The organism is Alkalilimnicola sp. S0819, from assembly GCF_009295635.1.
Taxonomy (GTDB): Bacteria; Pseudomonadota; Gammaproteobacteria; order Nitrococcales; family WHIW01; genus S0819.
Map to the genome: position 1 here is coordinate 221462 of NZ_WHIW01000003.1, position 26501 is coordinate 247962.

General features: G+C 67.9%; 24 protein-coding genes. 11 read left to right on the forward strand and 13 right to left on the reverse strand.

Going from position 1 to position 26501, the window contains the following annotated elements:
* Positions 1–605 precede the first annotated feature (605 nt).
* Complete coding sequence (locus GBG68_RS03995; RefSeq protein ID WP_152145373.1) at positions 606–1079, reverse strand: low molecular weight protein-tyrosine-phosphatase; 474 nt, start codon at positions 1077–1079, stop codon at positions 606–608.
* 76 nt (positions 1080–1155) lie between these two features.
* Between GBG68_RS03995 and GBG68_RS04000 the strand changes: the two genes are divergently transcribed.
* The gene (locus GBG68_RS04000) at positions 1156–1410 is read left to right on the forward strand and encodes a hypothetical protein (protein ID WP_152145375.1); all 255 of its coding nucleotides are present in this window, start codon (positions 1156–1158) and stop codon (positions 1408–1410) included.
* Between the two features lie 10 nt (positions 1411–1420).
* Here GBG68_RS04000 and kdsB read toward each other — a convergent pair whose 3' ends face one another.
* From kdsB to GBG68_RS04030, 6 genes are all read right to left on the reverse strand, one after another.
* Positions 1421–2191, reverse strand: coding sequence for a 3-deoxy-manno-octulosonate cytidylyltransferase (kdsB, locus tag GBG68_RS04005; protein ID WP_152145377.1), 771 nt, complete (start codon positions 2189–2191; stop codon positions 1421–1423).
* Positions 2184–3164 (reverse strand): tetraacyldisaccharide 4'-kinase, encoded by a 981-nt coding sequence (lpxK, locus tag GBG68_RS04010; protein WP_152145379.1) that lies wholly within the window; start codon positions 3162–3164, stop codon positions 2184–2186. The genes kdsB and lpxK overlap by 8 nt, the downstream gene beginning before the upstream one ends.
* Positions 3164–4963: a lipid A export permease/ATP-binding protein MsbA gene (gene msbA, locus GBG68_RS04015; protein WP_152145518.1), complete on the reverse strand. Its 1800-nt coding sequence runs from the start codon at positions 4961–4963 to the stop codon at positions 3164–3166. The genes lpxK and msbA overlap by 1 nt, the downstream gene beginning before the upstream one ends.
* Positions 4956–5369: an ExbD/TolR family protein gene (locus tag GBG68_RS04020; protein WP_152145381.1), complete on the reverse strand. Its 414-nt coding sequence runs from the start codon at positions 5367–5369 to the stop codon at positions 4956–4958. Before GBG68_RS04020 ends, msbA begins: the two co-directional genes overlap by 8 nt.
* Positions 5366–5998 (reverse strand): MotA/TolQ/ExbB proton channel family protein, encoded by a 633-nt coding sequence (locus GBG68_RS04025; protein WP_193222209.1) that lies wholly within the window; start codon positions 5996–5998, stop codon positions 5366–5368. Before GBG68_RS04025 ends, GBG68_RS04020 begins: the two co-directional genes overlap by 4 nt.
* A gap of 76 nt (positions 5999–6074) precedes the next feature.
* Entirely contained in the window at positions 6075–8357 is a 2283-nt protein-coding gene (locus tag GBG68_RS04030; RefSeq protein WP_152145383.1) for a DNA internalization-related competence protein ComEC/Rec2, read from the reverse strand.
* Positions 8358–8411: 54 nt separating this feature from the next.
* On the opposite strand from GBG68_RS04030, the gene GBG68_RS04035 reads away from it, so the two are divergent.
* Positions 8412–8930, forward strand: coding sequence for a DUF2062 domain-containing protein (locus tag GBG68_RS04035; RefSeq protein ID WP_152145385.1), 519 nt, complete (start codon positions 8412–8414; stop codon positions 8928–8930).
* 103 nt (positions 8931–9033) lie between these two features.
* On the opposite strand, the gene lolD is transcribed toward GBG68_RS04035, so the two are convergent.
* From lolD to sfsA, 3 genes are read right to left on the reverse strand one after another with little or no spacing between them, the layout of a single operon-like run.
* Positions 9034–9723, reverse strand: coding sequence for a lipoprotein-releasing ABC transporter ATP-binding protein LolD (gene lolD / locus GBG68_RS04040; protein WP_152145387.1), 690 nt, complete (start codon positions 9721–9723; stop codon positions 9034–9036).
* Positions 9716–10963, reverse strand: coding sequence for a lipoprotein-releasing ABC transporter permease subunit (locus GBG68_RS04045; RefSeq protein WP_152145388.1), 1248 nt, complete (start codon positions 10961–10963; stop codon positions 9716–9718). The genes lolD and GBG68_RS04045 overlap by 8 nt, the downstream gene beginning before the upstream one ends.
* Positions 10964–10984: 21 nt before the next feature.
* The gene (gene sfsA / locus GBG68_RS04050; RefSeq protein ID WP_152145390.1) at positions 10985–11701 is read right to left on the reverse strand and encodes a DNA/RNA nuclease SfsA; all 717 of its coding nucleotides are present in this window, start codon (positions 11699–11701) and stop codon (positions 10985–10987) included.
* A 93-nt stretch (positions 11702–11794) separates the two neighbouring features.
* Here sfsA and GBG68_RS04055 point away from each other — a divergent pair, with 93 nt between their 5' ends.
* The 9 genes from GBG68_RS04055 to GBG68_RS04095 all read left to right on the forward strand — a co-directional run bounded on the left by GBG68_RS04055 (position 11795) and on the right by GBG68_RS04095 (position 25026).
* Positions 11795–12067, forward strand: a complete 273-nt coding sequence (locus tag GBG68_RS04055; RefSeq protein ID WP_152145392.1) for a hypothetical protein — start codon at positions 11795–11797, stop codon at positions 12065–12067.
* A gap of 4 nt (positions 12068–12071) precedes the next feature.
* Positions 12072–13172, forward strand: a complete 1101-nt coding sequence (locus GBG68_RS04060; protein ID WP_152145394.1) for an agmatine/peptidylarginine deiminase — start codon at positions 12072–12074, stop codon at positions 13170–13172.
* Between the two features lie 11 nt (positions 13173–13183).
* Positions 13184–14077, forward strand: a complete 894-nt coding sequence (locus GBG68_RS04065; protein ID WP_152145396.1) for a carbon-nitrogen hydrolase — start codon at positions 13184–13186, stop codon at positions 14075–14077.
* Between the two features lie 174 nt (positions 14078–14251).
* Complete coding sequence (gene mfd, locus GBG68_RS04070; protein WP_152145398.1) at positions 14252–17725, forward strand: transcription-repair coupling factor; 3474 nt, start codon at positions 14252–14254, stop codon at positions 17723–17725.
* Positions 17722–18540: a CsiV family protein gene (locus GBG68_RS04075; RefSeq protein ID WP_152145401.1), complete on the forward strand. Its 819-nt coding sequence runs from the start codon at positions 17722–17724 to the stop codon at positions 18538–18540. Before mfd ends, GBG68_RS04075 begins: the two co-directional genes overlap by 4 nt.
* Positions 18541–18554: 14 nt before the next feature.
* Positions 18555–19967 (forward strand): Y-family DNA polymerase, encoded by a 1413-nt coding sequence (locus GBG68_RS04080; RefSeq protein ID WP_152145403.1) that lies wholly within the window; start codon positions 18555–18557, stop codon positions 19965–19967.
* 161 nt (positions 19968–20128) lie between these two features.
* Positions 20129–20800 (forward strand): ParA family protein, encoded by a 672-nt coding sequence (locus GBG68_RS04085; protein WP_152145405.1) that lies wholly within the window; start codon positions 20129–20131, stop codon positions 20798–20800.
* A 274-nt stretch (positions 20801–21074) separates the two neighbouring features.
* Positions 21075–24152, forward strand: a complete 3078-nt coding sequence (locus GBG68_RS04090; protein ID WP_152145407.1) for an error-prone DNA polymerase — start codon at positions 21075–21077, stop codon at positions 24150–24152.
* Between the two features lie 181 nt (positions 24153–24333).
* Positions 24334–25026: a BON domain-containing protein gene (locus GBG68_RS04095; protein WP_193222210.1), complete on the forward strand. Its 693-nt coding sequence runs from the start codon at positions 24334–24336 to the stop codon at positions 25024–25026.
* Positions 25027–25053: 27 nt separating this feature from the next.
* On the opposite strand, the gene GBG68_RS04100 is transcribed toward GBG68_RS04095, so the two are convergent.
* The 3 genes from GBG68_RS04100 to rraA are packed head-to-tail and all read right to left on the reverse strand — an operon-like array spanning position 25054 to position 26428.
* On the reverse strand, positions 25054–25446 hold the full coding sequence (locus tag GBG68_RS04100) for an RNA-binding S4 domain-containing protein (protein ID WP_152145411.1): 393 nt from the start codon (positions 25444–25446) through the stop codon (positions 25054–25056).
* Between the two features lie 6 nt (positions 25447–25452).
* The gene (locus GBG68_RS04105; RefSeq protein ID WP_226801619.1) at positions 25453–25908 is read right to left on the reverse strand and encodes a CBS domain-containing protein; all 456 of its coding nucleotides are present in this window, start codon (positions 25906–25908) and stop codon (positions 25453–25455) included.
* A 37-nt stretch (positions 25909–25945) separates the two neighbouring features.
* The gene (rraA, locus tag GBG68_RS04110; RefSeq protein ID WP_152145412.1) at positions 25946–26428 is read right to left on the reverse strand and encodes a ribonuclease E activity regulator RraA; all 483 of its coding nucleotides are present in this window, start codon (positions 26426–26428) and stop codon (positions 25946–25948) included.
* Positions 26429–26501: the final 73 nt, after the last annotated feature.

Here is a 26501-nt window from a genome sequence, read left to right on the forward strand (position 1 = left end):
AGTTTCAAGGGCATTCACTGATGAGAAAAGCACTACGCGTGCTGACATCCTTGTTCGCACTCATTGGGGTGGCGCTCACTGCGCTGCTTGGCATCTCCCTCGCGATGGACATCCGCGCCTTCGATCAGACGCGTGGCGGGTACGAACCTCCGTATACCAACTATACCGGGGTGCCCATCGATTGGTCTCAGCTCGATCAGACAGCCACGGGCATGGTGGGGCGTGGGCGGGTGCTTGATGTCTCCATCGACTGTCGCAGCGGAATGATCAGTTTCCAACTATTGGGCGTGCAGTGGCCTTGGCGCGTTTTTTCGCCCCGCGCACTCGTGGTTCATCAGCCTCGCTCCGCCTGCCAGGCACGAGGTTTCAACCCCGCGTTTTAGCTCACAACCGCAGCGCACCCGCGTCCGCCCTGGCTGAGGCGTTCCGACGTGACATGGATCCTGGCGAGACCGCGGTGCGGCCAAGCCAGGCAGGCTCAAGCCGTGCACGATGTCAGCGATGGCATCTTCGGTTTCGAGAACGGCATTCGCCCGCACTCGAAACCGGGCTAACCGCCATTCACCGCTTCCGAGCGGATAGCGGCAAGCCAACAACCTGCCGCTTCAGTCCTTTTGCCGTAACGCTTCCAACAGGGAGCGGGAGGCCGCCTCGATCAGGTCCAGCACCTGCTGAAAGCCCTGGTCGCCGCCATAATAGGGGTCGGGCACCTCACGCACCGGCGAATCGGGCGTCAGCTCCAGAAACAGGCCTAGCTTGTGCTGGTGCGCCTCGGGGCATCGTGCCCGCAGGTCCGCCAGGTTCTGCTCGTCCATCGCCAGGATGCGATCAAACCGGACGAAGTCCTCATTCGTCACCTGCCGCGCCCGCAGGTCGGCGATATCGATCCCCCGTGCCGCCGCGGCCACGATACTGCGCGGATCCGGCGCCTTGCCTTGGTGCCAGTCCGCGGTGCCGGCGGAATCCATCAGTACCCGTTCCGTCAGCCCCGCCTCCCGTACCAGTTCACGGAACACGCCGTGGGCACTGGGGGAGCGACAGATATTGCCCAGGCAGACAAACAACACGCTACTCGTCATGAAATCCCTCGTTACTCGCTCTACACTGGCTTTCAGGGAGACACTGCTCCCGCTGTGAAAAACCGGAGTCCACATCATGCCCCAGGCCGACAGCTTCTATCATCTGATCGGGCGCCACCTGCATTATCAGGGGCGCCAATTGCAGGTGGTGGAGGTGTTGCCCGACGGGCCGGCACTGGTGCTGGCGGAAACCGGCGGCGACGGCACGATACAAGCCAACCAGTTCGGCGAAGCCAACCGGCGGGTGCCGGAAACCTGGACCATCCCCTGCTACAGCGGTGATGGTCGCAGCCCTCACCCGTTGCTGGCGCAGCTGGGACTGGACCGCTGAGCCGCTCGGCTCAAGCTTGGGGCGGCAGCAGCCGAGCGACCCGTTCCAGGTCCGCCGGTGTGTCCACGCCCGCCTCGGGCGCCTGGCTGGCCACGCCCACGTGTATGAGCGCACCGTGCCACAAGGCACGCAGCTGCTCCAGGGATTCCAGCCGTTCCAATGGCGCCGGCGGCAGGCCGGGATAGGCGCGCAGAAAGCCGGCCCGGTAGGCATAGATCCCCAAATGGCGCAGGAACACGTCTGGAAAGGCGGCCAGCCCATCGGTGGCGAGCAAGCCGTCGCGGTCCCAGGGAATGGGCGCGCGACTGAAATACATGGCGTAGCCATCTTCCCGACGGACCACCTTCACCACGTTCGGATCGGGCAAGGGCGCGGTGTCGTCCAGCGCTACGGCCAGGGTGGCCATATCGGCCTCCGGCCGCTCCATCAGGTTAGCCGCCACCTGACTGAGCAGTGCCGGCGGCATCATCGGCTCATCGCCCTGCAGATTGACCACGATGGTGTCATCCGCCCAGCCTCGCTGGGTACACACTTCCGCCAGTCTGTCGGTGCCGGATACATGATTGTCGGCGGTCAACAGCACCTGGGCGCCGAACTCCTCGCAGACCGCGACGATGCGCCGGTCATCGGTGGCGATGAGCACCTCGGCGGCGCCACTTTCCCGGGCCCGCTCCCAGACGTGAGCGATCATGGGGCGTCCGCCGAGCATGGCCAGCGGCTTGCCCGGGAAACGCTGCGAGCCGTAACGGGCCGGTATGACCACCACGAACCCTTCACTCATCAGCCGTCAATCTCCTCAGCAATTCATCCAGCGCCCGCTCGGCGGCGGCATCGGGCGCCGCGCCCACTTCCAGATACCAGCTCTGCTCACCGACCAGCCCGGCGCACTTTACCGCATCCTTCTCGGTCATGAGCAAACGCCGGCCGGTGTCAACGGGCAAGTCCTCAGCCTCATAGGCGTGATGATCGGGAAAGCTCCGGCAATCGGCCTGGATGCCCAGCCCCCGCAATTGCTCGAAAAAACGCGCCGGGTTGCCGATGCCCGCCACCGCGTCAGCCGCCAGGCCCGTGAAGGCATCCGGGGCGCGCCGTTCGCCGCTGCGCAGGTTCACCCAGGCCAGGGGGCGTAATCGAAAGGACAGCGGCCAGCGCGGCAGGGGCCCACCGTTCACTACAACCAGGTCGGCGCCGGCGAGCCGGGACAGGGGCTCGCGCAAGGGGCCCGCCGGCAGGCAGCGACCATTGCCGGCGCCCCGGGCGGCATCGAAAACCACGATCTCCGCATCTCGGCGCAGCCGGTAATGCTGCAGACCATCATCACTAATGATCAGATCACACTCCCCCGCCAGCAGGCGGGCCGAACCCACGCGGTCAGGTCCCGCCAGCACGGGGCATTGCGCTCGCCGGGCCAGCAACACCGCCTCATCCCCTACCAGCCGGGCGTCGCTTTCGGCGGTGACCCTCTGGGGCCACTGGTCGGCGCGGCCGCCATAGCCTCGTGTGACAATGCCCGGTCGCAGGCCGCGCGCACTCAGGCGCTGGGCCAGCCAGGCAACCAACGGTGTCTTGCCGGTGCCGCCGATGAACACATTGCCCACCACCAGAACCGGCGCGGAGATCTCATGGCTGCGCAGCAAGCCCTGGCGGTAAAGGCTTCGGCGCAGCGCGGTCACGCCGCGGAACAAGCCCGAGACAGGCAGCAGCACCCGGGAGCGGGCGTTGTCGTCCAGCCACCAGCGGGGGAACAGCGCCATCAGGCCGGCTCCCGCGCGCCCCGATGGCCTTCCTGATTGAACTGCAGACGGTGCAGAGCGGCGTAATGGCCACCTCGGGCGAGCAATTCCTCATGCCTCCCCTGCTCCACGACTTCACCCTGGTCCAGCACCACGATGCGGTCCGCCTGCTCGATGGTGGACAGTCGGTGGGCGATCACCAGGGTGGTGCGCCCTACAATCAGCCGATCCAGGGCGGACTGGATCTGGCGCTCGGATTCGGTGTCCAGCGCCGAGGTGGCCTCATCCAGCACCAGGATCGGTGCGTCCTTGATCAGCGCGCGGGCAATGGCCAGGCGCTGACGCTGTCCACCGGAGAGCAGCACGCCGTTCTCGCCAATCTGGGTCTGCAGCCCGGCGGGCAGGCGTTCCACGAATTCCAGGGCGTTGGCCAGCCGCAGCGCCTCGCGGATTTCCTCCTCGGAAACCGCTTCCGGGCGCCCGAAGGCGATATTCGCGGCGATGCTGTCATCGAACAGAGTGACCTGCTGGCCGACGATGGCGATCTGCCGGCGCAAGGCAGACAAGGGGTATTCGGTGAGCGGGTGATCATCGAGCAGAATGCCGCCGGCGAGTGGTTCGTAGAAGCGGGGCAACAGATTGACCAGGGTGGTCTTGCCGCTGCCCGAGCGGCCGACGAAGGCCACCGTTTCACCCGGCTCTATGGTGAGGCTCACGCCCTTGAGGACTTCGCCCTTCTTCGGCTCATAGGCAAAGCGCACGTCTTGGTAGACGATCGCGCCCCGGGCACGCTTGAGTTCGCGTCGGCCCGTGTCCGGTTCCGAGGGCTCGTCGATCAGGGCGAACAGGCTCTGGCCGGCGGCGATGCCCTGCTGCAGGGCGGCGTTGACCTTGGTCAGCCGCTTGAGCGGCGGCATCAGCAGCAGCATGGCGGCGATGAAGGAGACGAAGGAACCGGCGGTCACGCTCTCTAGCACCTGGTCCAGGGTGGCCAGGTAGACGATCACCGACAGGGCCACCGCCGCGCAGAACTGCACGATGGGCGTGTTGGCGGCGTCCGCGGCGGCGTGCTTCATGAACTGACGGCGGTTGTAGGCATTGGCGCGCTCGAAGCGCTGCTGTTGGTGCTCCTGGGCGCCGAAGGTCTTGATCACCGCATGGCCTTCGATGGCCTCTTCGGCGACATGAGCCAGCTCCCCCACGGAGCGTTGGATATTGCGGCTCAGGCGCCGGAAACGCTTGCTGATCCGCACCACGATGGCGGCGAGTATGGGCCCGATAAGCAGGAAGATCAGCGCCAGGTAACCGCTCAGGTAGACCATGTACGCCATCAGGAACAGGATAGTGAAGCCGTCGCGGATCAGTACCGTGACGGTGTTCGCGCCGGCCCGGGCGACCTGCTCCACGTCGTAGGTCATCTTGGAGAGCAGACGCCCGGAGGAGTGGTTGTCGTAGAAGCGCGTGGGCAGTTTCAGCATGCGTGCGAACAGCTCGCCGCGCATGGTGCTGATCATGTTGCGGGCGATCCACTTCATGCCGTAATCGGCGATGAAGCCGCTCAGCCCCCGCAGAATGAAGATGCCCAGCAGCGCCAGCGGCACCAGCTTGATCATGGTGGGGTCGCGATCGACGAAGCTGCCATCCACCATGGGTTTGATCAGCGCGGCGAAACCGGTCTCGGTGCTGGCCGCCACCATCATGGCGAGCACCGCGATGACGCCCTGCTTCCAATACGGGGCGATGTAGCGCAGCAGGCGGCGATAGACCTGGGCCGGGCCGGCCATGTCGGGTGCGGCGGGTTCCTTGCGTCGTTTACTCATCATCGTCCTGTGTGGTGGCGATGCCCACGCTGGCGATACCCGCCTTGCCGGCGGCTTCCAGCGCCGTCACCACGGCTTGATGGGGCGTGTCGGCGTCGGCGCGCAGCACCAGGGCCGTGTCACCCGAGCCGGCCTCTTCCAGGGCGCGTCGCAGCGTGTCCATGCCGGAATTGACCAGGGCGCGGCCATCGAGGAAATATTCCCCGCGGCTGTTGATGGTCAGCTCCAGGCTCTGTTCGGGCTGCTCCTGGGGCGTCAGTGCCGCCTGGGGCAGGTTGATGCGCAGATTGGCGTCGCGCAGGAAGGTGGTGCTGACCATGAAGAAGATCAGCAACAGGAACACCACATCGATCAGTGGCGTGAGATTGATATCCGGGTCTTCGCGACGACGGGGCCTGAGATTCACGCGGCGGCCTCGTCGTCGCCCGGTTGACGGTGGTCGTGCAGCGCGTCCACCAGCTTCAGCGCCTCCTGTTCCATGTCGACAATCAGGCCGTCCACATGGCCGCGCAGATAGCGATAGGCAATCAGCGCGGGCACCGCCACCACCAGGCCCGCGGCGGTGGTGATCAGAGCTTCGCCGATGCCACCGGCGAGGGCCGCGGTATTGCCCAGGCCCTGCTGCTGGATGGCGCCGAACACCTTGATCATGCCGATAACCGTGCCCAAAAGGCCCAACAGCGGCGTGATGGCGGCGACGGTGCCCAGGGTGTTCAGATACCGCTCCAGGCCATGGGCCTCGTGACGGCCCACATCCTCGATGCTCTCCAGCATCACCGTACGGTCATGCCGCGCATTGGCCAGCCCCGCGGCCAGTATTCGCCCCAGCGGCGAGCCCGTGCGCAGCGCCTTGAGCTGCTCCTTTTCGAAGCTGCGCTTTTTAAGCTGGTGCCAGACCTGTGCGACCAGATGGCGCGGGATGATCCGTGCGCGGCGCAGCGTCCACAGCCGTTCGACGACGATGGCGAGCGCCAGGATGGAGCATAGAATGATCGGCAGCATCAGCCAGCCGCCGGCTTTGACCAGTTCCCACACGGGGCTTCCCCTCATCCCTGTTGAATGCCGGCGATGATAGCGAATTTAACCCGACGGAAACACCGACCGCGCCCGATCATTTCCCGAGGTGGTAGTAGCGTCGGCGACGCTCCCGCTCGGCGCTGGCCGTGGAAAGCCCTTCCCGACCCAAGCGAAAGCTCAGTGCGCCACTCAGCCAGCTGTGGTGCGCCACTACGCCCCGCTCCCGGTATCGCTGGGCGACTTCCGGGTGCGGGAAGCCGTATCGGTTGCGGTAACCCGCGCTGTAGACCACTTGGGTAGGACCGACCGCGGCGATGAACGCCGCCGTTGAGGAGCTGCGGCTGCCGTGATGGGCGGCGATCAGCAGATCGGCGCCGAGCTCCTCGCCCTGGCCCAGCAGTGCCCGCTCACCTTCCCGCTCCAGATCACCGGGCAGCAGCAGAGCGGCGCCGGCACTGCCGACCCGCAAGACACAAGACGCATTGTTTCCCACCAAGCCTCCGGTTCGCGGGTAGAGAAACGCGAATTCTATGCCGTCCCACTCCCAGCGCTGGCCTTGCCGGCAGGGCTCCGCCTCCAGGCCACGCAGCGGTTCGCCTACCCAGGCGCGGGCAATGGGCAGGGCATCACCCAGGGTGGCGGCGCCGCCGCTGTGATCATTGTCGGCATGGCTGATCACCAGCGCGTCCAGCGCCCGCCAGCCCCGGGCGCGCAACCAGGGAAGAATCACCGTCTGCGCCATGTTCCAGCCGGGTCCCAGACGCGCTCCGGTGTCGAACAGCAGTATGTGCTGGCGGGTTTCCACCGCCACCGCCAGGCCTTGCCCCACATCCAGTATGTGCACCCAGGCTTCGCCGGGCTGCGGACGCGGCGCCCGATAAAGCAGCAAGGAGGCCAGCAGAGGCACGGCGAGCCAGCGCCCCGGGGTGCCACCGGGCAGCAGGAGCAAGCCGGCGCCGGCCAGGGACAGGGCCAGCAGCCACCAGGGCAACTCCGGCACCGCCGCCGCGGGCAGCCACAGCAGCCAGTCCAACAGCTGCAACAGCCCATTGAGCAGGCTCCCGGCCACCGCCAGAAGCCGCGCGGCAAGCTCCGCCGAGAAAGGCAGCGCCAACACCGCCAGCAGGTCCAGCGGCACCACCAGAAAACCCACCCAGGGGATCGCCAGCAAATTGGCGAGGGGCGAGACCAGGGGAAGCTGCCCGAACCACTGCGCCAACACGGGAAACAGGGCCACGCCGAGCAGACACTGCAGGCGCAGCAGGCGGCGCCAGCGAAACCCCGCCTCGTCCAGCGCCAGCAAGGCGATTGCGGCCACGGCGGTGAAGGACAGCCAGAACCCCGCTCCGAGCAGGGCGAGAGGATCCCACAGCTGCACGGCCACCACCGCCACGCCGAGCACATCCGCCGGCGGCAGCCGCCGGCGCCCGGTCATCAGTATCACCGCCACCGTGAGCATGAGCAGGGCCCTTTGGGTGGGCAGGGTGAAGCCCGCCAAGGCGGCATAGGCGCCGGCGCAGGCGAGGCCGCCCAGGGCGCCGGCCAGGGGCGCCGGGCAGGCCTGGCACAGGCGGGCCGAGCAGTGCCATAACCGTCGCGCAAGAAACCCCCCGAAGCCGAATACCAAACCGATGTGCAGGCCGGAAATGGCCAGCAAATGGGCCGTGCCGCTTTGCTCCAGAAGATCCCGCTGGTCTTGCTCCATGGCCGCGCGCTCACCCACCGCCAGGGCCGCCAGCATGCCGCGCGTCGGCTGGTTCGACGCCAGACCCAACAGCCTCTGGTAGAGCTTCTGACGCAGGGCCGCGAGGCCGGCCGCTTCGCTGAGCTGGCGCGCATCCACGCTGTCACGCACATAGCCAGTCGCCCCCACGCCGCGGGAGAACAGCCAGCGCTCGTAGTCGAAACCACCGGGGTTGAGCCGCCCGTGGGGGCGTTTAAGGCGCACCTTCAGTCGCCAGCGCTGTCCCGCCCGCAATGTGGGAGCATCGCGATACCAGGACAGCCGCAGGTACTCGGGCAGGCGATCGCCGGGCACGCCCTGCAGGGACTGGGTGCGCAGCAGAAAGCCGGTGCGTATGCCGCGCTCACGGGGAATATCGGCGATAAGGCCCTCCACCCACAGGTCTTCCCCTTCTAGCGCGGCGGGAAGGCGCCGATCCAGGGCGGCTTGGGCCTGCCAGCCGGCCCAGCCCGCGCCCAGACCGATGAACAACACGGTCAGGCCGGCGACGCGCCTGGCCGTGCCTGGGCGCTGCAACAGAAGCAGCCCGAGAAGCGGCAACAGGAAAAGCATCTCCCCGGGGGGCAGGGCCGGCAACTGGTGCAGGCTCACTGCGCCCAGGGTGAACATCAGGGCCGCCGAGGCTAGGCGCATATTCCTTCCCTGGAATGCGGCTGGTAGGCTTGCGCGCTCCAGAGGGGAGGCGCCATGCCGAAGAAGTTTCTAAAGCGTCATCTGCCCGACCCGGTGCGTTTTCGCCAGCGTCGCGGCGTGCGCCTTTTCGGTCGGCTGCTGGACGACCCGTTCCTGCTGCACCTGAATCGCCGCTCCGTCGCCGGCGGCGTGGGCCTGGGGCTTTTTGTCGCCTTCATTCCCCTGCCCGCGCAGATGTTGCTGGCGGCGGCGGCGGCAATCCTGTTCCGGGCCAATATCCTGATCGCTGTCAGTGCGGTGTGGATCACCAATCCGCTCACCATCCCGCCCTTTTTCTGGCTGTGTTACCGGGTGGGTGTGCGGGTGCTGGGTGAACACGAGCAGCGCATCGCCTTCGAACCGAGTCTCGGCTGGCTCTGGACCGAGGCCACGCACATCTGGCAGCCACTGCTCACGGGCTCCTTGCTGGTGGGCAGCATCATCGGCCTGGCCGGCTATGGCGCAGCTCACCTGCTATGGCGCCTGCACGTGATGCGCCTGCTGCATCAGAGACGGCAGCGCGGCGGGCGCTAACGCGCGCCCTTGCATCAAGCGGGCAGGGCCTGCGCATCCTGGCTCATAATGAGGGCGTGACAGGGGCGACACCAGCCCTGCCGGTGCGATGCTGGGCGTCGGCTTATTTCAAGCGGCTCAGGGCGCCGTCTTCCAGGTGCAGCACCCGGTCCATGCGCCGGGCCAGCTCCATGTCATGGGTCACCATGATCACGCTGGTGGCGAAGGCGCGGTTCAACTCCTGCAGCAGTTCGAACACCCGCTCGGCGGTTTGTCGGTCCAGGTTGCCCGTGGGCTCGTCGGCCAGCACGCAGCGTGGCTTGTTCACCAGCGCGCGGGCAATGGCGACCCGCTGACGTTCGCCACCGGACAGCTCCCCGGGCTTGTGCCGGACACGCTCGGCCAGTCCTACCCGCTTTAGCAGGGCTGCCGCGGCCTCCGTGGCCCGGGCCGGCGCCGCGCCACCGATCAACAGCGGCATGGCGACGTTTTCCAGCGCGGTGAATTCCGGCAGCAGGTGATGGAACTGGTAGATGAAACCCAATGCGCGGTTGCGCAGGCGCCCGCGGGCGGCCTCGGAGAGGTCCTGAAGATTCTCGCCATCCACCCATACCTCGCCGCGGCTGGCCTGCTCCAGACCACCCAGCAGATGCAGCAGGGTGCTCTTGCCGGCACCGGAGCGCCCGACGATGGCGATCTGCTCGCCGGGCGCGACGCTCAGATCCACGCCGCCCAGCACGTCCACATCCAGTGGGCCTTCGCGAAACTGCATGGCCACGCCGCGACAGGCTATTACCGCCTTGTGATCACTCATAGCGCAGTGCCTCCGCCGGTGCCGTGCGCGCCGCCCGCCAGGCGGGGTACAGGGTCGCCAGCAACGACAACAGCAGCGCCACCCCCGTGATCCGGCCCACATCGCCCCAGTGCAGCTCCGAGGGCAGATCGGAGATGTAGTACACATCGGAGGGCAGAAACTGCATGCCGAAGGCCTGTTCTATGGCCGGCACGATGGTTTCGACGTTTAGCGCGAGGGAAACACCCCCCGCCACCCCCAACAGGGTGCCGATAAGGCCTATCACCGCCCCCTGCACCACAAACACGCCCATCACGCTGCGCGGACTCAGGCCCAGGGTGCGCAGGATGGCGATATCCGCCTGCTTGTCGGTGACTACCATCACCAGGGTGGAGACGATATTGAAGGCGGCCACCGCCACGATCAGGGTAAGGATCACGAACATCACGGTCTTCTCGGTGCGCACGGCGCGGAAGAAATTAGCGTGCTGCACGGTCCAGTCCCGCACCCGGTGCACGCCAGGCAGTTCCCGCTCTACTTCCCGGGACAGCCAAGGCGCCTGCATCAGGTCATCGAATTTCAGACGCACCCCGCTCACGCCCGCCCCCAGGCGCATGAGCGTCTGCGCATCGCGCAGGTGGATCAACGCCAGGCCCCGGTCGTATTCGTACATCCCCACTTCGAAGGTGCCCACCAGGGTGAAGCGCTTGACCCGCGGCAGAATGCCCGCCACCGACGCCTGGGCCTCCGGGGTGATGACGGTGAGCGCATCGCCCAGGCGCACGCCCAGAATGGCGGCGAGTTCGGAACCGAGAACGATGCCGTACTCACCGGCCCGAAGTGCCTCCAGCGAACCGCTGCGGATATTCGCCCCCACTTCGGAAACCCTGTTCTCCAGGGCCGGGACAACGCCCCGCAGCAAGGTCCCGCTCACCTGGCCGCCGCGGCTCACCATGACCTCCGCCCCCACATAGGGCGCCGCGCCCAAAACCCGCGGATGCTCCTCGGCCTGTTCCACCACCCCGGGCCAGTCACGCAGCGGGGCGCCCGCGCCGCTGATGGTGGCGTGGGAAACCATGCCGAGTATCCGGGTGCGCAGCTCCTGCTCGAAACCGTTCATCACGGAAAGCACCGTGATCAGCGCCGTGACCCCCAGGGCTATGCCCAGCATGGAGCTCAGGCTGATGAAGGAGACGAAATGATTGCGGCGCTTGGCACGGGTGTAGCGCAGGCCGATGTAGAGTTCTATGGGCTTGAACATGGTGCGGCATTAAAGCATGAATCAGAGTGGCGGACACACCACCGGCAGGCGACGATTCAGGCTGATGGCCCGCGGGCCAACCTGCGCGCCCAGGGCGTACACCTCCACCCCGGCGGCGATCGCCCCACGCAGAGCCCGGCCATAAGCCGGGTCGATGGCGTCCGCCGGACGCACCTCGCCCACGTCATCGCGCTGCACGCAGAACACCAGCACGGCCCGCTCGCCCCGCCCGACCAGCCTGGAGAGCACCCCCAGGTGGCGGGTGCCACGTTCACTCACCGCATCGGGAAAAATCGCCACCCCGGCCTCCACGGCGGCAGTGACATTCTTAACCTCCAGCCAGCAATCGCTCAGACCGTTGCCACGCAGCCGCATGTCAGCGCGCATGGGCATACCCGGCACGCTCACCTCCCGGCGCAGTTCCCGGTAACCCGCAAGCTCCGGCAGCAGCCCCTCGCGCCAGGCCTCCTCCACCAGCGCGTTGGAGCGCCCGGTGTGCAGACCCACCCGCGTGCCATCCGCCAGTTCCACCAATTCCCAGGTATGGGCGTACTTGCGTTTGGGGTTATCGGAGCGGCTCAGCCACACTCGGCTGCCGGGCTCCGTGCAGCCGAGCATGCTGCCGGTATTGGGACAATGGGCCGTGAATAGCTCACCGTCCTCGCCACGCACATCGGCCAGGAAACGTTTATAGCGCCGGATCAGGCGCGCTTCGCGCAGGGTTTCGGGAAAATCCATGACCGTTATCCGTTATGGAGGCGCGCGCCGTTCCGGTGGGAAAAGCCCGGTGCTATAGTTCCGGCCGATAGGCACCCGACAGGAGAAAAACTCATGAAGAAAAACATGCCGCGCCTGCTCCTCGCCGCCCTGCTGCTGGCCGCCGGCCCGTTGATGGCAGACACCCTGAAAATGGATCAGCGCTCGGGTGCCGCGAACATCGACCCGCCCCGTGGCATGCTGATGAGCGAGGTACAGCGCCACTACGGCGCGCCGGAGAGCCGTCGCGCGCCGGTGGGCGAACCACCCATCACCCGTTGGGTGTACGCCGACTCCGTGGTCTACTTCGAGCACCAGCGGGTGCTCCACAGTGTGAAGCGTCGCTGAATCGATGAAGCAAACCTCCACCGGGCGCATCCGCCGCCTGCCCGCCGAATGGGAACCCCAGAGCGCCATACAACTGACCTGGCCACATCCCGAGGGTGACTGGGGCGCGCTTTACGCCGCCGTGGAAGCCGAGTTTCTCGGCCTGGCGGCGACCATCGCCCGCTTTCAGTACCTGCTGATCAGCTGCGCCGACAACGCCATGGCCGATGCCCTGGAGCGCAAACTCAGCGACGCGGGCGTGGGTCGCAGTGCCTATTGCCTCGTCGTCTGCCCGTCGGACGACGTCTGGTGCCGGGACCACGGCCCCCTGACCGTGTACGAAACCGCCACCGACGGCAAGGCCGTGAGGACGAGATTGCAAAGCTACCGGTTCAACGGCTGGGGCGGCAAGTACGCCAGCGAGCGGGACGATGCGCTGGTCGCCCGGCTGCACCGGGCGGGGATCTATGGCGACGCGGCCCTGGACAGCCACGACTGGGTGCTCGAAGGCGGCAGTGTGGACAGCGACGGGCGGGGCAGCCTGCTCACCACCCGCGCCTGCCTGCTTAACCCGAACCGTAATCCGGACCTGGACCAGGCGGCCATAGAGCAGCGGCTGCGCGATGAGCTTGGCACCCAACGGGTACTGTGGCTGGCTCATGGCGAACTGGCGGGTGACGATACCGACAGCCACATCGACATGCTCGCGCGCTTCACCGACCCGGACACCATCGCCTACGTGCGCTGCGATCGCCCGGAAGACCCGCACCACGCCCCGCTCCAGGCCATGGAGCGTGAACTGCGCGCCCTGCGCCGCGCCGATGGCGGCGCCTATCGGCTGGCCCCCCTGCCCTGGCCCGAGGAGACCCGCGACGCCGAGGGCCAGCGCCTGCCGCTGAGCTATGCCAATTTCCTGATCATCAACCAGGCGGTGCTGGTGCCCCAGTATGGGGTTCCCCAGGACCCCCAGGCGCTGGAAATTCTCCACGGCCTGTACCCGGAGCGGGAAGTGATAGGGGTGGCCGCCCGTGCCATCATCGAGCAATACGGCAGCCTGCACTGCGTGAGCATGCAACTGCCGCAAGGCATCAAGCTGCCCCGTCTGGGCAGCCGAATCGAGACCTGAACGGAGCCGCCGTGAGCAGAGCAGATCCCCTCAAGGTCGGCCTGGTGCAGCATGGCTGCGACCAGGACACGGACGCCAACCTCGCCCGCAGCATGCAGGGCATCCGCCAGGCCGCCGAGGCCGGCGCCGAACTGGTTGTCCTGCAGGAGTTGCACCGCAGCGTGTACTTCTGCCAACAGGAACAGACCGAGCTGTTCGATCTGGCCGAAACCATTCCCGGCCCGTCCACCGACAGCCTGGGCGCGCTGGCCGCAGAACTGGGTATTGTGCTGGTGTGCTCCCTGTTCGAGCGCCGGGCGCCGGGGCTCTATCACAACACCGCCGTGGTGCTGGAGCGGGACGGGGAGATTGCCGGCTGCTACCGCAAGATGCACATCCCCGATGACCCGGGGTATTACGAAAAGTATTACTTCACCCCCGGCGACCTGGGCTTCGAGCCCGTGGACACCAGCGTGGGCCGCCTGGGCGTGCTGGTGTGCTGGGACCAGTGGTTCCCGGAGGCCGCCCGCCTCATGGCCCTGGCCGGCGCTGAATTGCTGATCTACCCCACCGCCATCGGCTGGGACCCGCGAGACGAGGCCGCCGAGCAGGATCGCCAGCGGGAAGCCTGGATCACCGTGCAGCGGGGCCATGCCATCGCCAACGGGCTGCCGGTGATCGCCGTCAACCGCGTGGGCCATGAACCGGACCCGGACCCCCAGGGCCCGGGCGCGCTGTTCTGGGGAAGCTCCTTCGTCGCCGGGCCCCAGGGGGAGTTCCTCGCCCGGGCCAGCACCGATCAGGAAGAGGCGCTGGTGGTGGAGATCGACCGGGGCCGCAGCGAGGCCGTGCGCCGGGTCTGGCCGTATCTGCGGGACCGGCGGATAGACGCCTATGGCGATTTGTTGCGGCGTTATCGGGACTGAACGCCATTAACCACAGAGGACGCAGAGAAAGGCCGGGAGAGATGACATCATGAACTTGTCCGCTCCCATCACTCTGCGTCCTCTGCGCCTCCGCGGTTAATCCCCCACACCGCTGCACCCTACGCCCCCGCTGCGCTAGACTGTGCCCCCTTCACTGCACACGACCCCTATTGCATGAGTTCAACCGCCAGCGTCTTTCAGCCCCCGCTCCCCGCCAAGGCCGGTCAGAAACTGCACTGGCGCCAATTGCCCGAGGACGCCACGGCGCTTGCCCTGGCCCGGGCCGCGGCGGAGCACCCAGGGCTGATGCTCATCGTCACCGGCGACTCTCACGGTGCCCAGCAATTGGAGCGGGCCCTGCGCTTCTTCCGCCCCGCCGAGGACGCGCCCTTCAGCATTCCGGACTGGGAAACCCTGCCCTACGACGTCTTCTCCCCGCACCAGGACATCATCTCCGAGCGGCTGGCGAGCCTGTACCGCCTGCCCCGGACTCGCCGCGGCATCCTGATCGTGCCCGCCGCCACTCTGATGCAGCGGCTGCCGCCGGTGAGCTGGCTGGAGGGGCGGGGCCTGCTGGTCAAGCGCGGCGACACCCTGGAGCTGGAGGCCATGCGCGCACGCCTGGAGCAGGCCGGTTACAGCTGCGTATCCGAGGTCATGGAGCACGGCGAATTCGCCGTGCGCGGCTCCATTCTCGATCTCTACCCCATGGGCAGCCGGGCGCCCTATCGGATCGACCTGTTCGACGAGGAAGTGGACTCCATCCGCATCTTCGACCCGGAAAACCAGCGCAGCCTGGAACAGGTGGAGCAGATCAACCTGTTGCCGGCCCGGGAATACCCCACCGACGAGGCGGGTATCACCCGCTTCCGCCAGGCCTTCCGGGCCCGCTTCGAGGGCGACCCGAAGCGCAGCCTGATCTATCGGGAAGTCAGCGCCGGGCACATGCCCAACGGCATCGAATACTATCTGCCCCTGTTCTTCGAGCAGACCGCCACCCTGTTCGACTATCTGCCCGAGGACACTCTCACGGTGCGTCTGGCCGATGTGGACCGGGCCGCCGAGCAGATCTGGCACCAGATCGAGGAGCGCTACGAACAGCGCCGCCACGACCCGGAACGCCCGCTGCTGCCCCCGGACGAGCTGTTCCTGCGCCCCCATGCCCTGCGCGAGACCCTGAACCGCTATCGCCAGGTACTCACCACCGCGGAAGACAACAAGGGGCGGGCCTTTACCGCCGCTGCCCTGCCGGATCTGCGCCTGGAACCCAAGGCCAGCCGGCCCGCGGCGCGACTGGAGGCGTTCATCGACGGCTTCCAGGGCCGCGTGCTGCTGCTGGCCGAGACCGCCGGTCGCCGGGAGGCACTGCTGGAGCGCCTGCAGGGCAGCGGCCTGCGCCCGGAGGAAGTGGCGGACTGGCGCGCCTTCGTCGAAGGCAGCGCGAACCTGGCCATCGGTGTGGGTCCGCTGGAAAGCGGTCTGCGACTGGACGATCAGGGCCTGGCGCTGATTCCCGAAGCCGCACTGTTCGGCGAGCGGGCCCAGCAGCGCCGCCGGCGTCGGGGAGCCTCCCAGCGCCTGCGCGACCCGGACACCATCATCCGCGATCTCACCGACCTGCGCGAAGGCGCCCCGGTGGTGCATGAGGCCCACGGTGTGGGGCGTTATCTGGGCCTGCAGACCCTGGAGCTGGGCGGGGTCGCCACCGAATTCCTCACCCTGGAGTACGCCCGGGGCGACAAGGTCTACGTGCCCGTGGCCTCCCTGCACCTGGTCTCCCGCTACACCGGGGCCGAGGGCGACAACGCCCCGCTGCACAAGCTGGGTACCGACCACTGGGAGAAGGCCCGGCGCAAGGCCGCCGAGAAGGCCCGGGATGTCGCCGCCGAACTGCTGGACATCTACGCCCGGCGCGCCGCCAAGCCCGGACACCGCTATCGTTTGGACGAGCAGGATTACCAGGCCTTCGCCGACAGTTTCCCCTTCGAGGAAACCGCCGACCAGGCCAATGCCATCAACGCGGTGATCCAGGATCTGCAGGCCGCCCAGCCCATGGACCGAGTGGTCTGCGGCGATGTGGGCTTCGGCAAGACCGAGGTGGCCATGCGCGCCGCCTTCGTCGCCGCCCAGGATGGTCGACAGGTGGCGGTTCTGGTGCCCACCACCCTGCTCGCCAACCAGCACTACCAGAACTTCCGCGACCGCTTCGCTGACTGGCCCCTGCGCATCGAGGTGATTTCCCGCTTCTCCACCGGCAAGGAGCAGAGCACCGTGCTGCGGGACGTGCGCGAGGGCAAGGTGGACATCCTCATCGGCACCCACAAGCTGCTCCAGGACACGGTGAAATTCAGCCGCCTGGGCCTGGTCATCATCGACGAGGAGCATCGCTTCGGCGTGCGCCAAAAGGAGCGCCTGAAGAGCCTGCGCGCCGATGTGGACATGCTCACCCTCACCGCCACGCCCATTCCCCGCACCCTGAACATGTCCTTGCAGGGCCTGCGGGAGCTGTCGGTGATCGCCACCCCGCCAGCCAGGCGCCTGGCGGTAAAGACCTTCCTTTCGCAATGGAACGACGCGCTGGTGCAGGAAGCCTGCCAGCGCGAGCTCAAGCGCGGCGGCCAGGTCTATGTGCTGCACAACGACGTGGACAGCATCCAGCGCAAGGCCCAGGAGCTGGAGGCACTGGTGCCCGAGGCCCGGGTGCGGATCGCCCACGGCCAGATGCCCGAGCGGGATCTGGAGCGGGTGATGCTGGATTTCTACCACCAGCGCTTCAACATCCTGGTCTGCACCACCATCGTCGAATCCGGCATCGACGTGCCCAGTGCCAACACCATGATCATCAACCGCGCCGACCGGCTGGGGCTGGCCCAGCTGCATCAGCTGCGCGGCCGGGTGGGTCGCTCCCACCACCGGGCCTACTGTTATCTGATCGCCCCGCCCGCGCGCCAGATGACCCCCGACGCGGTCAAGCGACTGGAGGCCATCACCGTCACCGAGGATCTGGGGGTGGGCTTCACCCTGGCCAGCCACGATCTGGAGATTCGCGGCGCTGGTGAACTGCTGGGCGAGGGCCAGAGCGGCCAGATTCACGAGGTGGGCTTCAGCCTCTACAACGAGCTGCTGGAACGGGCGGTGAAGGATCTGAAGGCCGGGCGTGAGCCGGAGCTGGCCCGGCCCCTGCACCAGGGCACCGAAGTGGATCTGGGCATCCCCGCCCTGCTCCCCGAGGACTACCTGCCCGATGTGCACGCCCGCCTGGTGATGTACAAGCGCCTGAGCAACGCGCCGGACCGGGAGGCCCTGCGGGAATTGCAGGTGGAGATGATCGACCGCTTCGGGCTGCTGCCGCCGCCCGGCAAGAATCTGCTGCGCATCACCGAGCTGAAGCTCCAGGCCCAGGCCCTGGGGCTGCGCAAGGTGGAGGCCGGCCCCAGGGGCGGGGCGCTGCACTTCGGAGAGCAACCCCAGGTGGATCCGGGCGTCATCGTCGGCCTGATACAAAGTCAGCCCCAGGTGTATAAACTGGAAGGCCAGGAAAAACTCCGCTTCAGCCAGACACTGGCGGAGCCCGAAGACCGGATCGGGGCCGTCGCCGCGCTGCTGGGGCGCCTCGGCCCGACGGCCCAAGCAAGAGCCACCTCATGAACAAGCTACTCTCTCGTCTGTGCCTGCTGACCGTGCTGATCACCGCCCCGCCCGGCATGGCCTGGGCCCAGGAGGATACCCAGTGGTACGAGGTGGAGGTGCTGATCTTCCGCCAGTGGCAGGCCGGCGGCGCCGAAGATGCGGAGCTAACGCCCGCCGACCCGCCGCCGCCCTATTTCGAACGTATTGCCGCCCTGGCCGATGCTGGCGCCGAGCCCGGCACTCCCTTTCGCCTGCTGCCGCCCCAGCGCCTGACCCTGCAGGGCGCCTGGCAGCGGCTCGCGGAATCCGGGCCCTACGAACCGCTGGTCCATCTGGGCTGGGAACAGCCGGCCTATGAGGAAGCCGGGGCCGTGGCCGTCGCCTTGCCCACGGGCTGGATGCCGCCCGTCATGAACGAACCCCTGGCCGGCGAAGCGCGGGGTGGGGGCTCCGCCGAGCCGGCCAGCGGCCAGGCGGTGGCGGAGCAAGATCCGGCACCGATGCTGGAGATCCGCCGTTCCGCCTATCTGCACCAGGCGCCCAATTTTCACGGCCTGCTGCGCGTGCACGTGGGCCGCTTGATCCACCTGCGCACGGATCTCCGTCTTGCCCAGCCCGGCCCGGGCGGCGAACTCACCGCCGAGGTGATGCGCCAGCATGCGAGCATGCGCAGCGGCGAACTGCATTATCTGGATCATCCGCGACTGGGGCTGCTGGTGCGCTTCACCCCCATGGAATCCGCCCCCGGCGCGTCCGCCGAGGCCGCCAGCGTGGGCACCGCGGAAAGCCTCGACGGCCCCATCGAAGAAGAAACCCTGCCGCCGGGCAACTGAAGGGGGCGCGCCCGGTGCTCTGGCTGGCCCTGTACCTGCCCGCCCTGCCTCTGGAGGTGCACACCCGAGGTCAGGCGCAGGACACCCCCCTGGCGGTGCTTGAGCAGGGCCGGGTTCTGCTTGCCAACGAGCCCACCGTTCGCCCGGGCCTGGGCCGCAACGCGGCCCTGGCCCTGAGCCCCGAGCTGCAGTTGAAAGTCCGCGATGGCCGGGCCGAGGCCGATGCCCTGGCACGGTTGTCGGACTGGGCCCTGCAGTTCAGCTCCTGGGTCAGCCCCGAGCCACCCGACACCCTGCTGCTGGAAGCCGGGGGCAGCCTGCGCCTGTTTGGCGGTGCCCAACGATTCCAAGAGCGCGTTCACCGGGAGCTGCGGGAACTGGGCTACCAAGGGCGGCTCGCCCTGGCCCCCACACCACGGGGCGCCTGGCTGCTGGCCCGGGCCGGCCTGGAGGGGTTGTATACCGGGGAAGCCGACTTCCAGGCGGCCCTGCGCCGCGTCCCCTGCGAGGTACTGGCGCCGGATGGGCGCTGCCTGCAGGCGATGCGGGATTTGGGTCTGCGTGATCTGGGGGATTGTCTTGCCCTGCCCCGGGGCGGCCTGCGCCGTCGGCTCGGGGCCGCGCTCGGCGAGCGACTGGACCAGGCCCAGGGCCTGCGCCCCGAGCCCCGCAAGACCTGGCAAAGCCCGCCCCGCTTTCATAGCCGCCTGGAACTGCCCACCGAGGTGGAGCACTGCGGCCAGCTGGTCTTCGCCCTGGGCCGGCTATTGCGCGAACTGAGCGGTGCGCTGCGTGGCCGGGACGCCGCGTTGCAGCACTACGAGCTTGCCCTGGAGCACCCGCAAGGCGAAGCCACCCGGCTCGGGGTAGGCCTGCTTCGCCCCGCGCGCGATCCCGCCCACCTGCTCGCCCTGGGGCAGGAGCGGCTGGAACGGCTCAGGTTGCGGGCTCCGGTGCGCGCCGTCCGCCTGCGCTGTGACGACATCCGCCCCTGGGAAGGGGAAACCGCCAGCCTGCTCGAACAGCATGCCCGACAGGGTGACGCCGACTGGCGGCCCCTGGCCGAGCGGCTCAGCGTCCGCCTGGGCACATCCGCGGTGCGCGGGCTGAGCACCGTGGACGAGCACCGACCGGAAAAGGCCTGGCGGCACACCGACGTGGGCCAGGGCCTGGGGCGGGGCCGGCCCCAGCGCCCTCTGTGGCTGCTGGAGCAACCACTGGCCCTGCATCAGCGCGGCCAGCAACCGCTCTGGCATGGCCCCCTGCGGTTGGAGCGCGGCCCGGAGCGCATCGAAAGCGGCTGGTGGGATGGCGAGGACCAGCGCCGGGACTACTACCAGGCGGTCAACCCCGCCGGCGCCCGGTTGTGGGTGTTCCAGGAGCGCGCCCCCGAACGGCGCTGGTACCTGCACGGTTTTTTTTCCTAGGGAGCCCTCGACCGTCTGGCCCCTTGCCGAGGACCAGCGGGCTACCACAGAGGCCCAGGGAAATTGCCCAGCGTCTTCTTGGCGATTACGTGACGGCCACCCTTGTAAGGGCCCGCTGATCCGCCCACAATCGCCGGTCAAACGCGTACCGGGACCGATCCATGCATCGCATCGTCGTTGTGAACCCCAAGGGGGGCTCCGGCAAGACCACTGTCGCTACCAACCTGGCCAGCCGCTATGCCGCGCTGGGCTACGGCACGGCGCTGTATGACTACGACGCCCAGGGCTCCAGCGCCTGGTGGCACCGGCGTCGCGCCGCCGAGCGTCCCCCGGTGCACGGCGTGGCGGCCTACCAGGCGAGCGGCTTCAACATCACCCGCTCCTGGGCCCTGCGCCTGCCCCCCGAGACCGAGCGCCTGCTGGTGGACACCGCCGCCGCTCTGGACGAGCCCCAGTTGCGCGAACATCTGCGGGATGCTCACAGCATCCTCATCCCCATGCAGGCCGGCGCCGTGGACATCCATGCCGCGGAAGGCTTCCTGAAGACCCTGCGGAGAATCTCCCCCCACGCCCGCCTGGGCGTGATCGCCAACCGCCTGAGCGGTGACCGCGTACCCGCGAAGCTCAACGAATTCCTGGACAGCCACGAGACGCCCCTGGTCGGGCGCATCAGCGACGACCCACGCTACGGCGAGGTCTTCGCACAGGGCCTGGGACTGCACGAACTCGACGGACAGCCCCGGGCCGGGGAATGGAATGGCCTGCTGGAATGGCTGGAAGAAGGCCTGCCGGCCGGTGAAAGCCGGGCGCGAAGCGCCGTGCGGTCTTCCTGAGCGCGGCGCGAGCCTCTTCCTCGATCCCGCTACGCGGACGCGGGGCCTCGTCTTCACTTTCGCCTGGCCCGGGTGACGCCGACGGCGAGAACCCGGAATCTCCTCTCCACCCCGTGACAGGTGTGCCATCGAGGAGAGATAAAGCCTTGCCAGTCAATCCCTTGTGAAGAACACCTGAGGAACCAGGCAAGACTTCAAGGCGCGTGGCTGGGGAATCATCGATTCCGCCTGCGGCTGCATCGCGGCTACAATGCTGTACATATAAACAGTATTCATGGTCACGATCATGTACGCCGAACTGCACTGCCGCTCCAATTTCAGCTTCCTGCGCGCCGCCTCCCACCCCGAAGAGCTGGTGGAGCAGGCCGCCGCCCTGGGCTACCAGGCACTGGCCCTCACCGACGAATGCTCCTACGCCGGCCTGGTGCGCGCTCACAAGGCCGCGCGGAACTCCGGCCTGAAACTGCTGGTGGGTACCGAACTGCGCCTGCCCGACCTCCCTACCCTGATCCTCATCGCCCCCCACCGCCGAGCCTACGCCCAACTCGCCGCCCTGATCAGTCTGGGGCGCAGCCAGGCCCCCAAGGGCCGCTACCGCCTCGCCCCGGAAGATCTGCAGCAGGGCGTGCCCGACTGCCTCGCCATCGCCCGGGTGCACGCCGACACGCCGGCGGCACAGATCCGCTGGTTCGCCGAACACTTCCGCGAGCGCGGCTGGCTGGGCCTGAGCCTGCAGCACGGCCCCGAGGACCCCGCCCTGCTCGCCCAGGCCCGGGCGCTGGCCGAAGCCCACCGCCTGCCCCTGCTCGCCTGTGGTGACGTGCGCATGCACCACCCCGCGCGTCGCCCCCTGCTCGATGCCCTGGACGCCATCCACGCGGGCAAGACGCTGAGCGAGATGGGCCTGGATCTTGCCGCCAACGCCGAGGCCCATCTGCGCCCGCTGCAGACCCTGCAGCGCCTCTACCCAGCGGCGCTTTTGCAGGAGACCCTGCGCCTGGCCAGCCGCTGCGATTTCTCCCTGGACAGCCTGCGCTACGAATACCCGGAAGAACTGGTTCCCACCGGCTCCACCCCCACCCGGCATCTGCGCGCGCTCACCGAGGCCGGCGCCCGCCGCCGCTACCCCGGCGGCGTCCCGGAGAAGGTGCGAGGGCTGATCGAGCACGAACTGGCTCTGATCGCCGAACTGCGCTACGAGCCCTACTTCCTCACCGTGGCCGATCTGGTGGACTATGCCCGCGGCCGCGGCATCCTCTGCCAGGGCCGTGGCTCGGCGGCCAATTCCGCCGTGTGTTTCTGCCTGGGGATCACCGAGGTGGACCCGGCGCGCATGGCCATGCTCTTCGAGCGCTTCATCTCCCGGGAGCGGGACGAACCGCCGGATATCGACGTGGACTTCGAGCACCAGCGCCGCGAGGAGGTGATCCAGTACATCTACCGCAAGTACGGCCGTCACCGAGCGGCACTGGCCGCCACGGTGATCAGCTACCGCCCCCGCAGCGCCCTGCGCGATGCCGCCCGGGCCCTGGGGCTGGATACGGAGCAGGCGACGGTGCTGGCCCGCAACGTCGGCTGGTCCCGGGGCCGGCTGAGCACCGAACGCCTGCCCGAGGCCGGATTCGACCCGCAAAGCCCGGTCATCCGTCGGGTGCTGGGCCTGGCCCGCGCCCTGCTGGGCTTTCCCCGGCATCTCTCCCAGCACGTGGGCGGCTTCGTCATCTCCCGCGGACCGCTGGCCGAACTGGTGCCCACCGAGAACGCCGCCATGGCCGGACGCAGCGTGATCCAGTGGGACAAGGACGACCTGGAAACCCTGGGCCTGCTGAAGGTGGATTGCCTGGCCCTGGGCATGTTGAGCGCCCTGCGCCGGGCCCTGGACCTGCTCGCCCGCTGGCGCGGGCGCAGGCTCACCCTGGCGCAGATCCCCGCCGAGGACCCGGCCACCTACCGCATGATCCAGCGGGCCGACACCGTGGGCGTGTTCCAGATCGAATCCCGCGCCCAGATGGCCATGCTGCCCCGGCTGCGCCCGGCCTGCTTTTACGATCTGGTGATAGAAATCGCCCTGGTGCGCCCCGGCCCCATCCAGGGCGATATGGTGCACCCCTACCTGCGCCGCCGGGAGGGGCTGGAGCCGGTCAGCTACCCCTCCGAGGCAGTGCGCGGCACCCTGGAGCGCACCCTGGGGGTGCCCATCTTTCAGGAACAGGTCATGCAGCTGGCCATCGTCGCCGCCGGTTTCTCCGCCGGCGAGGCGGACCGGCTGCGCCGGGCCATGGCCGCCTGGCGCCGGCGCGGCGGGCTGGAGCCCTTCGAGCAGCGGTTGATCGAAGGCATGCGCGAGCGGGGCTATCGGGAGCAATTCGCCCGCCAGCTCTACCAGCAGATCCTCGGTTTTGGCGAATACGGCTTTCCCGAATCCCACGCCGCCAGCTTCGCCCTGCTGGTGTACTGCTCGGCCTGGTTCAAATGCCATGAGCCGGCCATCTTCTGCTGCGCACTGCTCAACAGCCAGCCCATGGGCTTCTACAGCCCCGGGCAGCTCATCCGCGATGCCCGCGAGCACGGCGTGGTGATCCGCCCGGTGGATCTGCGCCACAGCCAGTGGGAGTGCACCCTGGAACCCGATGAGCGGGGTGAGCCGGCGGTGCGGCTGGGGCTTTGCCTGGTGCGCGGCCTGGGCCGGGAGGCCGCCGAACGCCTGCTGCGCGCCCGTGATCAGAGGCCGGATCAGCCACTGGAGAGCCTGCTGCGCCGTGCACGGCTCGATCGCCGCGCCCTGCAGGCCCTGGCCCGGGCCGAGGCCCTGCGCGGCCACACCGCGAACCGGCGCGCCGCAGGCTGGGCCGTGCTGGGGCTGGAGCGCCCCCTGCCCCTGGACGCGCAGGGCCTGCAAGTGCGGGAAGACCCGCCCCGACTCGCGGCCCCGGAAGAGAGCGAAGCCATTCTCGCCGATTACGCCGCCACCGGTTTTTCTCTGCGCCGTCACCCCCTCGCCCTACTGCGCCCCCAGTTGCGCGAGCGCCGCCTGCGCCGCGCGCGGGAATTGCGCCATGAAAGTCATCGGCGACTGGTGCGCGCCGCCGGTCTGGTGGCCATGCGCCAACGCCCGGGTTCGGCCGGGGGCATCACCTTCCTTACCCTGGAAGATGAAAGCGGCCAGGTGAACGTGGTAGTCAAGCCGCCGGTGGCCGAACGTCACCGCGCCGCCCTGCTAAGTGCGCGTCTGCTGGCAGTGGTGGGCATCTGGGAGCGCCGCGGCCCGGTCTGCCACCTCATCGCCGGCCGGCTGGAGGATCTGAGCCACCTGCTGGGGCAGCTGGATCACCGCTCCCGGGACTTCCATTGACCTCCCTGTGAGAGCTGACCTTGGCCGCGATTTCCCGCCTTTCAGGGCGTTTTCAAAGCCATTCCCAGCCAAGAGCGCTCCCCGCGCAGTGCATGGCGGGATGTTTCGATCTTGTAACACTCTCCGCCAGCCCTTAGCTGACAACATGGGTAGCGATCACAGCAGCCGGAGGAGAATGCCCATGAAATTCCAGCATCCAGGCCATTGTGTATTGGCCTTCGCCCTGATCATCGCGCCGATCGGCGTGCTGGCCGAGGATCAGGCGAAGCGTGAACAATCCGAGATCATGAAGGAGTATTCCACCGACGCCATCGCCGGGAGCGAGCAGGCGCAACTGGCGGATGAATCGCTCCAGCAGGACGAGCAGCAGGCCGGCGCCGCCGATGAAACCACCGAGAACGGCGAACAGCGCGCCGCCGCGCCTGGCTTGGAACACGATACGGAAGAAGGCATCACCGCCGAGGATCAGGCCTCGGCCACCGCCCCCGACTCCGACGAGGCATTGATGGAGCGGATCAGCCGCAAGCTCACCGAGGACGATCAACTCCAGGCCGTGCTGATCGAAGTGGACGCGGAGGCCGGCACCGTGAACCTGCGCGGCGCGGTAGGCTCAGAGGCCGACCGGGACCGCGTCATGCAACTGGTACGGGAAACCGAGGGTGTACAGACCGTGGAGGCCGACCTGCGGGTCAATGAAACGGCCACCGCCGCGCTGGGCGGTGCGGATCAGACCGCGGAAACCTTCTCGGAAAGCGACAGCCCGGTGGGAGAGACCGCCGCAGCCCCCACTGCCCCGCGAGATGACGCAGAGGCCACTGCAGAAGCGCCGACCATCATCGACGCGGAAGAGAGCGAGCTCCCAGGCCAGGGCTGACCCGGGGGCGCAAACAGCGAGGGCAGGCTACTCGCCCTGCCCCCGCTTGAAGGCTCCCAGCCGGCGACGGTCATGCTTGTCCGGCCGGCCTTCGGTGCGAGGCGTGCCCAAGGCCGCGGCGCGCATTTGCTCGCGCAAGGCTTCACGGCGCTGTCGGCTCTCGGCGCTTTCCTCGTACAGCAACTGCGCTTGACTGGCCGGCCCCCGGCGTTCGCTCAGGCCCAGCACCGTGAGTTCGTACTCGAAACCTTCCTTGCTGACGGTCAGCCGGGCCCCCACCTGCACATCCCGGGCAGGCTTGGCCCGCTGGCCGTTGACCTGCACCTTGCCCCCCGCCGCGGCCTCGGTGGCCAGACGCCGCGTCTTGTAGAAACGCGCCGCCCATAGCCACTTGTCCAGCCGTACCCGCTCCGCGCTCATGCCCGCTCAGCCGTGAATGGACGGCCCATACTGTCCATGGATGTAGTCCACCAATTCCTCGATCTGATGCTGCTGGTCCTCCACCAGATACTGCACCAGGTCCCGCACCGACAGCAGCCCCAGCAGCGTCTCGCCTTCCATCACCGGCAGGTGCCGCACACCCTTGGCGTTCACCACCGCCAGCGCCTCCTGGATGCTGGTGGAAGGGCGTATGACCGCCAGTTGCCGGGTCATGACCTCGGACAAGTCTGTGCTTTCCACGTCCAGCCGGCGCTGGATCACCCGGCGCAGGGCGTCCCGCTCGGTGAATATCCCTTGCACCCGCTCCTCGTCCAACACCACGATCGCGCCAACATTGCGCTGGTTCATCATCTCCACCGCCGCCGCCACGCTGGCTTGCGGCGGCAGCGCGAGCACCTCGCTGCCCTTGCGGGCGAGAATCATGCTGACCGGTTCCTTCATGGTTGTTCCTTCCCCGATTGATCCACCTGGCCCCGGCTCAACCCGCCAGGGAGCCCTCGGCCACCACCACGCCATCGTCATCGGCATAGAGATAATCACCCGGCCGCACGGTAATGCCGGCGAAGCTCACCGGCACATCCCGTTCGCCCACCCCTTTCTTCACGCTCTTGAGGGGATGGGTATTCAGCGCCTTGACGCCAATATCAATTCCCGCGATATCTTCGGAATCACGGATACAGCCATACACCACCACGCCGGCCCAATCGTTCTTCCGGCCCAGCTCGGCCAGCTGATCGCCCAGCAGCGCGCAGCGCATGGAACCACCGCCATCCACCACCAACACACGCCCTTCACCGGCTTCTTCCAGCGCCGCCCGCACCAGACTATTGTCCTCGAACACCTTGACGGTGCTCACCGGGCCGTTGAACAGCCGCCGGCCGCCATAGGTGATGAACATGGGTGCGGCAATACGCAGCCGCTCGGAATGTTCGTCGCACAGATCCGTGGTCTTGAGGCTCATGGCTACTCCTTCTGATATTCTTGTCGGCTCGCTGAAACCTAACCGTCCCACCGCCCCGGCGCAAGGGCCGGAG

Coding starts and splice junctions, on each gene's coding strand:
- GBG68_RS03995 (WP_152145373.1), bottom strand. CDS start 1,079: ATGACGAGTAGCGTGTTGTTTGTCTGCCTGGGCAATATCTGTCGCTCC.
- GBG68_RS04000 (WP_152145375.1), top strand. CDS start 1,156: ATGCCCCAGGCCGACAGCTTCTATCATCTGATCGGGCGCCACCTGCAT.
- kdsB (WP_152145377.1), bottom strand. CDS start 2,191: ATGAGTGAAGGGTTCGTGGTGGTCATACCGGCCCGTTACGGCTCGCAG.
- lpxK (WP_152145379.1), bottom strand. CDS start 3,164: ATGGCGCTGTTCCCCCGCTGGTGGCTGGACGACAACGCCCGCTCCCGG.
- msbA (WP_152145518.1), bottom strand. CDS start 4,963: ATGAGTAAACGACGCAAGGAACCCGCCGCACCCGACATGGCCGGCCCG.
- GBG68_RS04030 (WP_152145383.1), bottom strand. CDS start 8,357: ATGCGCCTAGCCTCGGCGGCCCTGATGTTCACCCTGGGCGCAGTGAGC.
- GBG68_RS04035 (WP_152145385.1), top strand. CDS start 8,412: ATGCCGAAGAAGTTTCTAAAGCGTCATCTGCCCGACCCGGTGCGTTTT.
- lolD (WP_152145387.1), bottom strand. CDS start 9,723: ATGAGTGATCACAAGGCGGTAATAGCCTGTCGCGGCGTGGCCATGCAG.
- GBG68_RS04045 (WP_152145388.1), bottom strand. CDS start 10,963: ATGTTCAAGCCCATAGAACTCTACATCGGCCTGCGCTACACCCGTGCC.
- sfsA (WP_152145390.1), bottom strand. CDS start 11,701: ATGGATTTTCCCGAAACCCTGCGCGAAGCGCGCCTGATCCGGCGCTAT.
- GBG68_RS04055 (WP_152145392.1), top strand. CDS start 11,795: ATGAAGAAAAACATGCCGCGCCTGCTCCTCGCCGCCCTGCTGCTGGCC.
- GBG68_RS04060 (WP_152145394.1), top strand. CDS start 12,072: ATGAAGCAAACCTCCACCGGGCGCATCCGCCGCCTGCCCGCCGAATGG.
- mfd (WP_152145398.1), top strand. CDS start 14,252: ATGAGTTCAACCGCCAGCGTCTTTCAGCCCCCGCTCCCCGCCAAGGCC.
- GBG68_RS04075 (WP_152145401.1), top strand. CDS start 17,722: ATGAACAAGCTACTCTCTCGTCTGTGCCTGCTGACCGTGCTGATCACC.
- GBG68_RS04085 (WP_152145405.1), top strand. CDS start 20,129: ATGCATCGCATCGTCGTTGTGAACCCCAAGGGGGGCTCCGGCAAGACC.
- GBG68_RS04090 (WP_152145407.1), top strand. CDS start 21,075: ATGGTCACGATCATGTACGCCGAACTGCACTGCCGCTCCAATTTCAGC.
- GBG68_RS04095 (WP_193222210.1), top strand. CDS start 24,334: ATGAAATTCCAGCATCCAGGCCATTGTGTATTGGCCTTCGCCCTGATC.
- GBG68_RS04100 (WP_152145411.1), bottom strand. CDS start 25,446: ATGAGCGCGGAGCGGGTACGGCTGGACAAGTGGCTATGGGCGGCGCGT.
- GBG68_RS04105 (WP_226801619.1), bottom strand. CDS start 25,908: ATGAAGGAACCGGTCAGCATGATTCTCGCCCGCAAGGGCAGCGAGGTG.
- rraA (WP_152145412.1), bottom strand. CDS start 26,428: ATGAGCCTCAAGACCACGGATCTGTGCGACGAACATTCCGAGCGGCTG.